The organism is Bradyrhizobium sp. WSM2254 (assembly GCF_000472645.1).
In the GTDB taxonomy this organism is placed as follows: Bacteria; Pseudomonadota; Alphaproteobacteria; order Rhizobiales; family Xanthobacteraceae; genus Bradyrhizobium; species Bradyrhizobium niftali.
Genome location: NZ_KI421444.1, coordinates 178,552 through 191,674, shown reverse-complemented (window position 1 = coordinate 191,674; position 13,123 = coordinate 178,552). Strand labels below are relative to the sequence as shown.

Here is a 13,123-nt window from a genome sequence, read left to right as displayed (position 1 = left end):
GTTAGACGCCGCGGCCTCACGCCGCCTTCAATCCGCGCAGCAGCAGCGCGAGCGTCGCATCGACGCGCGCGGGCAGATCGGCGTCCTTCCACTCGTCGGCATGGGCCGGATGGTGGAAGCGGACGGTGGCATCGAAAATGGCGCGGGCGGTGGCCTTGACGTCGCCCACCTCGAACACGCCCTGCTTCACGCCGTCGGTCAGGATCGATGAGATCTGATCGATCATGGTGTCCTTGTGGCACTTGACGGCTGCGCAGGCTTCGCGCGCCAGGGTCAGATAGGTCTCGAACATCTCGGGGTCGTCGAGCACGCGCGAACGCTTGGCGGCGAACAGCGTGCGCAGCCAGCGGTCGAGCCTGTCAGGTGCAGGCCCTTCCTCCTTCGTGATCTGGAGCAACGGCGCGTCGATACGGTCAAGCCAGCGTTTGGCAACGGCCTCGCGCAGCGAGGCCTTGCTCGGGAAATGGCGATAGACGCTGCCGTGGCTCACATCGAGCGCACGGGCAACGTCGACCACGGTGGCCTTGGCAAGTCCGTAGCGCCGCAAAACGTCCTCGGTGACCTCGAGGATCCGCTCGGGCGTCAAGACAACGGTTTCGTTCATGCCAGCACCATGTTCCCGCTCGGGGTTCATTTATCCGGCGATGGCGCTGCTTCCGAAGCGCCCTTGCCGGTCGTTCGGAAAGCTCTCGCCTCAATGAGGCAGTTTTGCAGCCTGCGCCGCGATCTGGCGCGCCACCAGTAAATTGAGCCAATGCCCAATCGTCCCGGTCAAATTGATGATTTCGGTCGTCATTGTCGTAAGTCTCCATTCATCCACGGTCCCCTCTCTTCAATTTCGTCCCTCGATCCGCATTTGTTTCGGACGTCGGGGCTTCCGGGGGTGGCCGCGGGATGCCCAATCGGAGCATCCGAGAACGGATATACACGTCTCGCTGACAGATTTCAATATCTGTCAGTCAATGATCCGTGAATGATAGTTACTTTTGATCCGCCGACCCGGCGGGCGGGTCCAGCGGTCATCCCCCGCTACCTTGCCTCCACCGTTTGTTTCGCCCTCCCCGCTCTGCTAAATCACGGCGTAAAAAGCATTTTGGCCGGTCGCCGCCCCCCTGGGGCCGCCGCCCACCTTCCTGGAGCAGTCTGATGATCCCCCGCTATACCCGCCCGGAAATGGCCTCGATCTGGGAGCCGCAGACCCGGTTCAAGATCTGGTTCGAGATCGAGGCGCATGCGGCGGACGCCCTGGCCGAGCTCGGGACGATCCCGAAACAGGCCGCCAAGACGGTCTGGGACAAAGCCCGTAACGCCACCTTCGACGTCGCCCGCATCGACGAGATCGAGCGCGAGACCAAGCACGACGTCATCGCCTTCCTCACCCACCTCGCCGAGATCGTCGGCCCCGAGGCGCGCTTCGTGCACCAGGGCATGACCTCCTCCGACGTGCTCGACACCTGCCTCAACGTCCAGCTCACCCGCGCCGCCGACCTGCTGCTCGCCGACCTCGACAAGGTGCTGGCGGCGCTGAAGAAGCGCGCCTTCGAGCACAAGATGACGCCGACCATCGGCCGCAGCCACGGCATCCATGCCGAGCCGGTGACCTTCGGCCTCAAGCTCGCCTATGCCTATGCCGAATTCTCGCGCGCCAAGGAGCGCCTGATCGCGGCGCGGAAGGAAGTCGCGACCTGCGCGATCTCCGGCGCCGTCGGCACCTTCGCGCAGATCGATCCGCGCGTCGAAGAGCACGTTGCAAAAGCCATGGGCCTCGTGCCCGAGCCGATCTCGACCCAGGTGATCCCGCGCGACCGCCACGCGATGTATTTCTCGACCCTTGGCGTGATCGCCTCCTCGGTCGAGCGCATCGCGGTCGAGATCCGCCACATGCAGCGCACCGAGGTGCTGGAGGCCGAAGAGTTCTTCTCCGAGGGACAGAAGGGCTCTTCCGCCATGCCGCACAAGCGCAACCCGGTGCTGTCCGAAAACCTCACCGGCCTCTCCCGCATGGTGCGCGCCTATGTGACGCCGGCACTGGAGAACGTGGTGCTCTGGCACGAGCGCGACATCTCGCACTCCTCCGCCGAGCGGATGATGGGGCCTGACGCGACCGTCACGCTCGACTTCGCGCTGGTGCGCCTTGCCGGCCTGATCGACAAGCTGCTGGTCTATCCCGCCAACATGCAGAAGAATCTCGACCGCCTCGGCGGCCTCGTGCATTCCCAGCGCGTGCTGCTGGCGCTGACGCAGAAGGGCGCGAGCCGCGAGGACGCCTACAAGCTGGTGCAGCGCAACGCCATGCCGGTCTGGCGCGGCGAAGGCGACTTCCTCCAGCTCCTGAAGAAGGACACTGAAGTGAAGAAGTATCTCACCGACGCCGAGATCGAGGAGCAGTTCGACCTCGGCTATCACCTCAAGCACGTCGACACGATCTTCAAGCGCGTGTTCGGCGAGAGCTGATTATTCTCGTCATTCCGGGGCACGCGAAGCGTGAACCCGGAATCTCGCGCTACGATCTCCAGATTCCGGGTTCGATGCTACGCATCGCCCCGGAATGACGAGAGAACCCAAAAGAAACGGATCCCCCTCATGCCCATCGTCAACCGCATCGCCGCACTCTCCGACGAAATGGCCGCCTGGCGCCATGACTTCCACGAGAACCCGGAACTGCTCTACGAAGTCCACCGCACCGCCGGCATCGTCGCCGACAAGCTGCGCGCGTTCGGCTGCGACGAGGTGGTGACGGGCATCGGCCGCACCGGCGTGGTCGGCGTGATCCGCGGCCGCAAATCCGCTTCCGGCAAGACGATTGGCCTGCGTGCCGACATGGACGCGCTGCCGATCATGGAAACCTCGGGCGTGCCTTACGCCTCCAAGGTCCCCGGCAAGATGCACGCCTGCGGCCATGACGGCCACACCGCGATGCTGCTGGGCGCGGCAAAATATCTCGCCGAGACGCGCAATTTCGACGGCACCGCAATCATGATCTTCCAGCCCGCCGAGGAAGGCGGCGGCGGCGGCAAGGCCATGGTCGAGGATGGGCTGATGACGCGCTGGAACATCCAGGAAGTGTACGGCATGCACAACATGCCGAACCTGCCCGAAGGTCATTTCGCAACCACCCCCGGCGCGATGCTCGCCTCCTCCGACAACATCCAGATCACGGTCCACGGCAAGGGCGGTCACGCCGGCGCGGGTCCGCACAAATCGGTCGACAGCGTGCTGATCGGCTCGCAGATCGTCAATGCGCTGCAATCGATCGTCGCGCGCAACGTCGATCCGCTCAAATCCGCGGTCATCTCGATCACGCAATTCCACTCCGGCACCGCCTTCAACATCATCCCGGAGGTTGCCGAGCTCGGCGGCACCGTGCGTACGCTCGACCCCGAGGTGCGCGATCTCGTCGAGCGCCGCATCGGCGAGGTCGCCGAGAGCGTCGCACGCGCCTATGGCGGCTCGGCGGAGACGAAATACACGCGGATGTATCCGGTGACGATGAACCATGCGCGCGAGGCTGGCCTTGCCGCCGACGTCGCCCGCGACATCGTCGGCGCCGACCGCGTCAATGACAAGTTCATTCCGATGATGGGCGCCGAGGACTTCTCCTTCATGCTCGAAGCGCGTCCCGGCGCGATGGTGCTGGTCGGCATGGGCGACGGCAACGAATGCCACCACCCGTCCTATATCTTCAACGACAACATCCTCGGCCACGGTGCCTCGTTCTGGGTGCGCCTGATCGAGACGAGGATGCCGGCGACTTGAGACTGTATTCGCTGCACGTGTAGCCCGGGTGAGCGCAGCGACACCCGGGAACGCGAATACCGATCCTCTTGACGTCCCGGATGTCGCTTTCGCTCATCCGGGCTACATTCCCGCAAGGGATCAGGCTACGCGGAGCCCGTCATCGCGCCGCAGAGCGTCGACCACTTACCTCATCCGCCTCCAGCAGGCGAGATGCGGTCTCGTCTAACGCAAGAGGCAGGGTGAACTGAAAGAAGGCGCCCCGAGGCTCGTTTGCGCCGGCCCACATCCGCCCGCCATGCGCCTCGATGATCGAGCGGCAGATGGCGAGGCCCATCCCCATGCCTGTGGGCTTGGTGGTGTAGAAGGCTTCGAACAGGCGCTCCACGTTCTTCGGATCCAGCCCTGGACCGGAATCCCGCAAGGTGACGTGGACGCCGTCCGATCCATGCCGACCGGTGCTGATCAGCAACTCGCGTCCCCCCTCGCCGACCGCGGCCATCGCCTCGATCGCGTTGACGATCAGGTTGAGCACGACTTGCTGAAGTTGGACCCGATCTGCCTGAACCGGCGGCAAGCCCTCGGCAAATTGCGTCCGCACCGACACGCCGTTCTTGAACGCTTCGCTGCGTGTCAGCGCGATGACCTCAAGCACCGCCTGGTTGATCTCCAGAGTCTCCTTTTGCGGGGGCGCGTTCCTGATCAGCGCCCGGATCCGGCCGATGATGTCACCCGCTCGCATGCCGTCCTTTGTGATCCAGTCGAGCGTCTGTCGAACCCGCTCCAGATTTGGCGGTTGAGCCTCCAGCCAATTCACCCCGGCCTCGGCGTTCGCGACTATCGCGGCGATCGGCTGGTTGACTTCGTGGGCGATCGAAGCGGTTAGTTGCCCCATCGTGGTGACGCGATTGGCGTGCGCGAGCTCCATCAGCGCTTCACGGTAGCGCCGCTCGAGTTCGCGGCCTTCGGCTTCCGCCCGCTTGAGAGGCGTCAGATCGAGGACAAAGCCGACGCCGTTGTCCGCACCTTCTCCAAACATGGTCCCGCCGATCAGCACCGGCACACGGCTTCCGTCCTTCCGCACATACTCCTTCTCGAATGGCTGGGCCGTCCCGACCCGCTTCAGTTCCGCCACGGTTTGCACGTCACGGGCGCGCCATTCCGGCGGCGTGAGGTCGGTCCGATGCAGGCGCCCCGCGTTGAGATCGTCCCGGTCGTATCCCACGATGCGCAGGAATGCATCGTTGGCCTCGAGAATGCGCCCCTCAACTTCCCAGATGATGATGCCGATGATGTTGGCATCGAACAGGCGCCTGATCTTGATATCGCGTGCTGCAAGATCACTCTGGAGCTGGATATTCTCCTCGATCGCCTTTCTCCGGCGTTTCGTTTCGAGCCGCGCGAGCGCCAGCGCCGCGCCGGCCAGCGCGATGACGAGGACAACGGCGCCGGCGATCAGCCAGGTCCAGCGTTGCTCGAATGCTTCGGCGCGCGCCTCCCGGTCGGCGAGCCGAAAGCGCTCGTGATCCACCATCTGGTCGATTTGCGAGCGGATCTCGTCCATGCTGCGGATCATTGCCAGCGCGGCCAGCCCGGACGTGCCGGCCGTCTTCAGCAGTTCGTCGATCTCGCGCAGCGTGGCGGTAACGGTCAGCGCCAGATGGCCGGCCCGAAGGCCCTGCAACGGATCGTCCGCGACCAACACCTGCAGCGCCTGAGCCTCCCGCCGTACACTTTCGTCAGAGACGCCGTAGGCCTTGAGATAGGCGGGGTCGAGGGTCATGAGATACCCGCGCCTTTCAGTCTCCAGTTCCGCGACGATCGCCCGCAGCCGATCGAGCGTTTCGAGGACCTGGCGGCTATGTTCGACGAAGTGATGAGCTGCTTGCCGCTCCTGCCAATATTGCAGGCCGAGGAAGCTGGTCGCCGCAAACAGGGTCACAAGCACTGCGACCGCAAGGATCAGCGGACGAGCAAACCATCGCAGAGGCAGGGCCCGAACAGGAACGGACATTGGCCGTGGGTCTTCGATGCTCGTGTGACCGCGCGTGTTCTGGTGCCGACGCCAGAGCATGACAGGACAATAGCACGGATAGGGAGGTCGGGAACCCGACATTCATCGGATACGCCAGGCGGGAGGGCCGTGATGTCGCAGGGCTCCGGCCCCGAGCGTGTGCTATGGATGAATGCCCTTGGTTGATTCAAGGAGCATCATCATGGCACAGGGTGAAAACTCATTGAGCCATCCGGCCAGCCGGCGCAGTTTCATCAAGGGACTGGGGGCGGCTGGCGCGGGCCTGACCGCGCTGCCGCGCTGGAGCTTTGCCGAGGATCCCGCTGCGGCTTACGCCAACGCCGCGATCGACTGGAAGCAATTTTCGGGACAGACGATCGCGCTTTCGGGCGCGATCCATCCGTGGTCGAACGCGATCACGCCGCTGTTGCCGGAGTTCACCATACTCACCGGCATCAACGTCAGCATCGATTTCCAGCTGGAAACCGCCTACCTCGGCGCGCTGCCGGTCAGGCTCGCCCGCGGCAGTAGCACGCCCGACGTCTTCATGTTCACGACCTATGGCCAGGGCATCTCGAACGGATGGGTGGAGCCGCTGAACGGCTATTATTCCCAGAGGTCGCTGACCGACCCCGCTTGGTATGACGAGAGCGACCTGCTCAAGACGGCCCGAGCCTTCCCGCTGTGGTCGGACGGCGAACGGTACGCCGTCCCGATTACCTCGGAGGCAACGACCCTGTTCATCAACGGGGATGCGCTGGCAGCCAAGGACCAGCCGATTCCCCAGACTTTCGAACAGCTGCTTGTCACCGCCAAGGCGGTCAAGACCAACGGGATGTCGGGGATCGCGATGCGGGCCCAGGCCAGCGGCAATTCCTCCCCACCGGCCATGGGCTTCCTGTTCTCCTACGGCGGGGCCATGGTCGAGCACAACAGGGTCGCTTTCGCGAGCCCGGAGGGGATCGCGGCCGTCGAGATGTACGGACAGTTGCTCGGTCAGGCCGGGCCTGCCGGCGTCGGCAGCTATGAATGGTACCACGTGCTGGACGACTTCCTGCAGGGGCGGACGGCCATGGCAATCGACAGCAGCAACTTCGCGACCGACATCTCCAATCCCGCGAAAAGCCGTGTCGCCAAGCAGGCCGGATTTGCAACCTTTCCGCATCTCGGCGGTCGCGAACCCGTCCCCTTCATGTCGCACTGGCAGGCGTGCATCAATTCCAGATCTCGAAACAAGCGGGCGGCTTTCCTGTTCCTGCTCTGGGCGACGAGCAAGGCGACCTCGCTGCGGACTGCTGCAGCGGGGCTGGCGACAACACGCGTGTCGGCCTGGTCGAGCGAGGGCTTCAAGAAGGCGTTCGGCCCGCAGGCCGCCGAGGCGGCGCTGACAAACTTGCAGAATGCCGACGTCGACCGCGCCAAGGCAATTCTTTTCCATCCGCGTTCGAGACTGATCCTGGACGCCTTCATGATCGGCGTGAACGAAGTGGTCAACGGTGCGAGGCCGGCGAAGGAAGCGATGACGGGCGCGGCCGAAAGGGCCAATGCGGCGATCCGCGGGTAGCGGCGATGCGTTGTCCAATTGGAAAAGTTGGGGCCGTGCCGTGCACGGCCCCATTGGGCTCCAGTTAACCGAAAACCACCTCATGCCGCATCACGAACGGTGCAAGCAGCGCGTGCACCTCTTGCCCAACGAGCGCGCGCTGATCCTCCGACAGGCCCGCAAGCGTCACGGTGGCGATCGAGCCGTGGCTGCCGTGGGCGCCGACCTTGACCTTGCAGTCGATGCCGCGCTCGGCGAGCGGCGCCAGTACCTTGGTGAACACGCGCTGCGCGGCATCCCAGCGCAGCTGCGGCTTGAACACCTTGCCGACGCCCGTGACCGGCATCGGGTCGATCGGGATGACCTGCACCGGTACCGCAGCACGCTCCGGCGTGCGCTCGCGCACCCACGCCTCGAGCTCGCCCGGCTCGACGGTCGCGCCCGGCTTCAACTGCACGTAGCCCACGGGCAGTTCGCCCGCATAGGCATCGGGCTGGCCGACCACCGCCGCGAACCCGACGGCGGGATGGCGAAACATGATCTCCTCGATCGGCGCCGGATCGATATTGTGGCCGCCGCGGATGACGAGATCCTTGGCGCGGCCGGTGATCCAGAGGTAGCCGTCGGCGTCGAGACGTCCGAGATCGCCGGAATTGACCCAGACATCGTCAACGAACGCACCCCTGTTGTGCTCGTCGTTGAGATAGCCGCCGAACACGCCGGGCCCGGCCATGATGACGACGCCGATCTCGTCCGGCGCGCAGTCGCGGATCAGACGGCCGTCGGCGTCTAACTGCACGATGCGCACGCGCGCATAAGGCATGGGCAGGCCGACCGAGCCGAGCCGGATCGGCCGCGACGGATAGGCCAGCGTGTGCACGCTCGATGTCTCGGTCATGCCGTAGACCTCGACCACCGGCAGCTTCAGCTTCTCCTGGATCGCCGAGCCGACCGCGACCGGAATCGCCGAGCCGCCGCCGGCGGCATATTTCAGGCTGGAGATGTCGGCATTATCAGGCGGCACCGCCAACGTCGCGGCCAGCACCGTCGGCACGCTCGACAGCGCCTCGGGCTTGAAGCGCTCGACCAGCCCCCAGATGTTCTTCACCGCATTCGGATTGCGCCACCCGCTCGGCGACAGCACGACCAGCGAGCCGCCACTCGACAGCGTCAGCAGCACCTGCGTCAGCGAGCCGCCGACGTGAAACAGCGGCATGCCGAACAGCATGTTGGCGCCGGGCTTCGACTTCAGCAGCAGATTAAGCGCCCAGGCCTGGTAGACCTGATTGGCATGGGTGTGCCGCACCAGCTTCGGCGTGCCGGTGGTGCCGCCGGTGTGGAAATAGGCGGCGATATCACTGCCGAGAATCGTGCGTCCGCTGACCAGCCGGTCTGACGGCTGCTGCTTGATGAGATCGTTGAAGGCAAAGATTCCCTTGGCGGGGTCGCCGCCACCGAACACCTGCACGATCGCCTTGAGATGCTTGAGCTGCGGGCGGATCTGCTCGACCTTCTGCCAGATGTCGGTGCCGGGCATCGGCCCGAGCGCCACCAGGATCTTCGTGTTCGCGGCCTCCAGGATCTCCGCGATCTGGTGCGGCTCGAGCAGCGGATTGACGGGATTGGCGATGCCGGCGGCCTCGGCGCCGAACAGCGTCACGAAGGCATCGGGCACCAGCGGCAGCATGAAGCTGATGACGTCGCCCTTCTCCGCGCCGAGCGCGTGAAACATGTTGGCGGCCTGCGTGACGCGGCCGATGAAGTCGCGGTACGTGACCACGACCGGCGTGTCCGCCGGATCGGCGTTTTGCAGGAACTGGATCGCGGCCCCGTCGGGATTGCGCGCCGCACCGAGCCTGATGGCGTCATAGGTGCTCTCGGCCGCGGCGCGATCGGCGTAAGGGACCTGCTCGAAGGCCCGGACCTCTTCGTCGGTCGCCAGGTCCGGATAGTCGTTGCCGATCAGCCGATCGAGCGCGTGGATGCCCGCCATGGAATTCCGTCCTCCCTCAGATGCATTTCCCCGCCCCCTGTCTTTTGACATTTTGGATCGGCGAGGCCTCGGCCGCTGGCCGGTCGAGCGCGGACAGAATGATGGATGATCGAGCGTTCGTCCATGGCCGAACGGCTACGGCCGTAGCACGCGTATTCGAGGCCATTGAACCTCCGCGCCCGATCCGGGGACCAAGAACTGGCATCGGACTCGCCTGCCAGCGTCCTGCCGCAAGACTCGAGGAAATCATGACCACGCCCCCGCGGGACTGCGTCACCCGGCTGATTGTCGCGCTCGCCGTGACTTCGGCGATCATGACTTCAGCGATCGTCCTGCCCCGCGCGGCGCTCGCCGAGGACAGCCAGTTCGACAAGATGCGTGCCAGGATCGCCGCCTTCGTCGCCGACAAGATGGAGAAGCTGGGCGGCTCGCGCATCGTCTACAAGGTGGACAGCGATGGCCTGCGCGAGAGCGTCGTCACGGATTTGCGCGACGATGTCTACAAGACCTTGCGCGAGGGCAAGATCGCCTTCGCCGGTCTTGCGATCCGCGACGGCGGCGTCGAATTGAAGATCGCGGACGCCAAGGGCCGCGAAGAGTTGAAGCGCAAGCTCGCCTCGGCCGCGGAGGGATTGCCGTCGCATGCGCTCACGGTGACCGACGGCGGCGACGGACTGGTCAGGCTCGCGGCGACCGATGCCGCATCTGCGGCACGGCTGCGCGATCTCGTCGAAGATTCCATCGCCATGATCGAGCAGCGCCTCAAGGACGCCGGCATCAACCTCGCCAGCGTCCAGCCTGATGGCACGGATCGCATCCGCATTTTCATCCCGGGCATGATGGAGCCCGGGCGCGTGACCGCGGTCTTCGCCAGGAAGGTCAAGGTCGGCTTCCGCCTGATCGACCTCTCGATGCCGGCGGAGCAGGCACAATCCGGCACGCCGCCCACGGGCACCGAAGTCCTGCCCGGCTTCAAGGACGGGCGGCATTACCTGGTCGCCAAGGACAGCGCGCTCGACGGCGACGACATCAGCTATGCCGGCCCGGGATTTGCCAGCGGCACGAAGGACCCGATCGCCTCGTTCCGCTTCAACGGCCGCGGCACGCGCCGCTTCGCCCACATCACCGCAGAGAACGTCGGAAGACCCTTCGCCATTGTGCTCGACGACAAGGTGATCTCCGCCCCGGTGATCCGCGAGCCCATCACCGGAGGCTCCGGCCAGATCTCCGGCAATTTCACGCTGGAGGAAGCCAATAGCGTCGCGATGCTGCTGCGCGCCGGTTCGCTGCCGGGGCACCTCGACCTCGTCGAGCAGCAGGTCGTGCAGCCCGCCGCCAAGCCATAAGGCTGGTCGCCCTGCGCCCCGCCCCACCGGGGCGCCACGGTCCACGGCGCCGAAGCCCGGCGCCCCCGGGGGACCCGAATCACGGGCGCGCCACGGCCATGCGCACACCAACGGGCAATTGCCGAAACGCCCGATCAGGCTAAAATTTGCCTCTTGCGGCATGGCGGCCGAAGGCTTCATTTCAAGCGGTCGTCATTCGATTTCGGCTATAGGTGTCGAGCATACCGACCAGGACTGAAGGCCTTACGCGGGGTTAGTACATGCCGTCCGGCAGCGCAGACATTTCCTCGATCCTCGACCGCATTCTCGATGCGGCGACGGACAATCTCAGGATCGCGAAGATCCTGGTCCAGATGGGCCTCGATCCCAACAACGTCACCTACGACGCGATCTTCAATCGGATGCTGGAGATCTTTGTCCAAAACATCACGCTGGCCAATCTGTTCGCCGCGGTCGGCGCCGGGTTCTTCGTCGCCACCCTCCTGATGCGGACGATGGTGCCCCTGCGCGTCGCCAACATGGTCGGCTGTGCGTTCTTCGCCGTGTTCGGCGCGCTCTCGGCCAACGTCTCGACCTTCCTCCTCTATCTGCTGCTGCTTCCGATCAACGCCCTGCGCCTGCGGCAGATGCTCAAGCTCGTCAAGAAGGCGCGCCATGCGGCCGAAGGCGACATGTCGATCGAATGGCTCAAGCCGTTCATGACCGAGCGCAAATATCGCAGTGGCGATACGCTCTTCAAACTGGGCGATCCCGCCAAGGAGATGCTCCTCACGGTCACCGGCAAGTTCCTGGTCAAGGAGATCAATGTCGAGATCGGGCCCGGAGCTCTCATGGGAGAGCTCGGCTTCCTCACGCCGGACAACCGGCGCACCGGAACGATCGAATGCATCGAGGACGGTCAGGTGCTGACGATCACCTATGACCGTTTGCTCGAGATCTATTTTCAGGATCCGCAGTTCGGCTATTACTTCCTGGTGCTGACCAGCCAGCGCCTGCTGCAGAACATCGATCGCTTGCAGAAACAGCTGGCGAACGAGCGGGCGGCCACCACGAACCGGATCGCGTGAACCGGGCAGCCGCTCAGCTCAGCAGCAGCGCCATTCCCGGATCGCCCTTCTCCATCGCGCGCCGGTAGGCCGCCCGCGCGCCGATGCGGCCGAGATAGTTCACCACGTTCGGGCAGCGCGACAGATCGTAGGGCTGGAAGTAGCGCATCGTGGTGAGCGAGAAGCCCATCATGATGTCGGCGGTGGTGAAGGTGTCGCCCGCCAGATATTCGGCGTCGCGAACCCGCGCATCGACCAGGTCGAAGGCGCGGTCGGTCCGCCCTCTGCTCGCGACCAGCATCGGATTGTCCTCGGCGAGCTTGAGGCGGTTCAGGATCATCAGCCGGCCCATGCCGGCCTGCAGCGTGCCGTTGGCGAAGTGAAACCAGTACAGGAACTGCGCGAAATCAGGATGATCAGGGCGGAGCGCAAGGCGTCCATTGCCGTATTTGGCCAAGATGTAATCGACGATGGCGCCGGACTCGGCGAGGACAAAGTCGCCGTCGGTGATCACGGGTGCTGTCCCGATCGGATGCAGCGCCTTGTAGTCGGGCGGCGCCAGCATGGTAACGGGATCGCGCGCGTAGCGCTTCAGCTCGTAGGGGATTTCGAGCTCCTCGCACAGCCAGACGATGCGCTCGGACTGCGACTTGCCGAGATGATGGACGGTGAGCATGGCGCCTCCTGGAGACACTCGAATTGGATCAGTCGTGACGTCGCATCATACCGTCATTGCGAGCGCAGCGAAGCAATCCAGACTGCCACCGGGGAAAGATTCTGGATTGCTTCGCTGCGCTCGCAATGACGATGTGGAGAGACCCCTACCCCGCCTCGTCCGTCACCATCCGTGCGACCACGCGGTCGCGGCGGATGAAGTGGTGCCAGAGGGCGGCGACGACGTGAACCGCGATCAGGGCGAGCAGCACATAGGCAAAGAGGATGTGGCGGTCCTCATAGGCGCGCGCGGCTTCGCGGTCGGGAGAGGTGAATTGCGGCACGTGAAACAGGCCGAAGAAGTCCGAATAATCAGGCGTGTGCGCGCCGGAATGCGCCCAGCCGAGCATGATGACGACAATGACGGCAAGATAAAGCGCGCCATGGCTGATGCGGGCGGCGAGCTTCTGCCAGGGCCGGCTGTCGGCCGGCAGCGCCGGCGTCGGGTTGAAAGCGCGCCAGACCAGACGCAGCACGGTAAGCAGCAGGATCATGTAACCGATATCGGCATGGATCGAGCGGTAGAAGAAGCGGTCGGGCCGCGCCGGGATGTGATTCATCCACCAGCCGAAGCCGACCATGCCGAGGATCGCCAGCGCCAGGAGCCAGTGCAGCCACCGGGCAACGCTGCCCCAGCCGTTACTGGTGTTTCTGATCATGTCGGCCCCCCGGAATTTTGCGGAGATGTCCCTGCCCGCAGCGCAGCATGGCTGCTGATAGCGGGAACATGCG

Annotated in this window: 10 protein-coding genes; 5 read left to right on the top strand and 5 right to left on the bottom strand. The window is 64.7% G+C overall.

The annotated features are described in order from the left end of the window. Window positions 1-16: 16 nt before the first annotated feature. Complete coding sequence (locus tag A3M7_RS0138665) at window positions 17-604, bottom strand: TetR family transcriptional regulator (protein WP_027548670.1); 588 nt, start codon at window positions 602-604, stop codon at window positions 17-19. A gap of 542 nt (window positions 605-1,146) precedes the next feature. Here A3M7_RS0138665 and purB point away from each other — a divergent pair. Then, on the top strand, window positions 1,147-2,454 hold the full coding sequence (gene purB, locus A3M7_RS0138655) for an adenylosuccinate lyase (RefSeq protein ID WP_027548669.1): 1,308 nt from the start codon (window positions 1,147-1,149) through the stop codon (window positions 2,452-2,454). Window positions 2,455-2,583: 129 nt separating this feature from the next. Next, the gene (locus tag A3M7_RS0138650) at window positions 2,584-3,756 is read left to right on the top strand and encodes a M20 aminoacylase family protein (protein ID WP_027548668.1); all 1,173 of its coding nucleotides are present in this window, start codon (window positions 2,584-2,586) and stop codon (window positions 3,754-3,756) included. A gap of 139 nt (window positions 3,757-3,895) precedes the next feature. Here the strand turns inward: A3M7_RS0138650 and A3M7_RS0138645 are convergent, their stop codons facing one another. Then, window positions 3,896-5,749, bottom strand: coding sequence for an ATP-binding protein (locus A3M7_RS0138645; RefSeq protein WP_027548667.1), 1,854 nt, complete (start codon window positions 5,747-5,749; stop codon window positions 3,896-3,898). A gap of 202 nt (window positions 5,750-5,951) precedes the next feature. On the opposite strand from A3M7_RS0138645, the gene A3M7_RS0138640 reads away from it, so the two are divergent. Beyond that, window positions 5,952-7,313 (top strand): ABC transporter substrate-binding protein, encoded by a 1,362-nt coding sequence (locus A3M7_RS0138640; protein WP_027548666.1) that lies wholly within the window; start codon window positions 5,952-5,954, stop codon window positions 7,311-7,313. A gap of 64 nt (window positions 7,314-7,377) precedes the next feature. Here A3M7_RS0138640 and A3M7_RS0138635 read toward each other — a convergent pair whose 3' ends face one another. Further along, the gene (locus A3M7_RS0138635) at window positions 7,378-9,285 is read right to left on the bottom strand and encodes an acyl-CoA synthetase (RefSeq protein WP_027548665.1); all 1,908 of its coding nucleotides are present in this window, start codon (window positions 9,283-9,285) and stop codon (window positions 7,378-7,380) included. A 248-nt stretch (window positions 9,286-9,533) separates the two neighbouring features. Here A3M7_RS0138635 and A3M7_RS0138630 point away from each other — a divergent pair, with 248 nt between their 5' ends. Together A3M7_RS0138630 and A3M7_RS0138625 are read left to right on the top strand one after the other, a co-directional pair. Then, window positions 9,534-10,631 carry a preprotein translocase subunit SecD gene (locus A3M7_RS0138630; protein ID WP_027548664.1) on the top strand — a complete coding sequence of 366 codons (1,098 nt, stop codon included), beginning with the start codon at window positions 9,534-9,536 and terminating at the stop codon, window positions 10,629-10,631. A gap of 260 nt (window positions 10,632-10,891) precedes the next feature. Next, complete coding sequence (locus tag A3M7_RS0138625; RefSeq protein WP_027548663.1) at window positions 10,892-11,698, top strand: Crp/Fnr family transcriptional regulator; 807 nt, start codon at window positions 10,892-10,894, stop codon at window positions 11,696-11,698. A gap of 13 nt (window positions 11,699-11,711) precedes the next feature. Here the strand turns inward: A3M7_RS0138625 and A3M7_RS0138620 are convergent, their stop codons facing one another. Both A3M7_RS0138620 and A3M7_RS0138615 read right to left on the bottom strand, forming a co-directional pair. Beyond that, entirely contained in the window at window positions 11,712-12,353 is a 642-nt protein-coding gene (locus tag A3M7_RS0138620) for a glutathione S-transferase family protein (RefSeq protein ID WP_027548662.1), read from the bottom strand. A gap of 145 nt (window positions 12,354-12,498) precedes the next feature. Next, a complete protein-coding gene (locus A3M7_RS0138615) occupies window positions 12,499-13,050 on the bottom strand; it encodes a cytochrome b (RefSeq protein WP_027548661.1) in 552 nt (183 codons plus the stop codon). Window positions 13,051-13,123 lie beyond the last annotated feature (73 nt).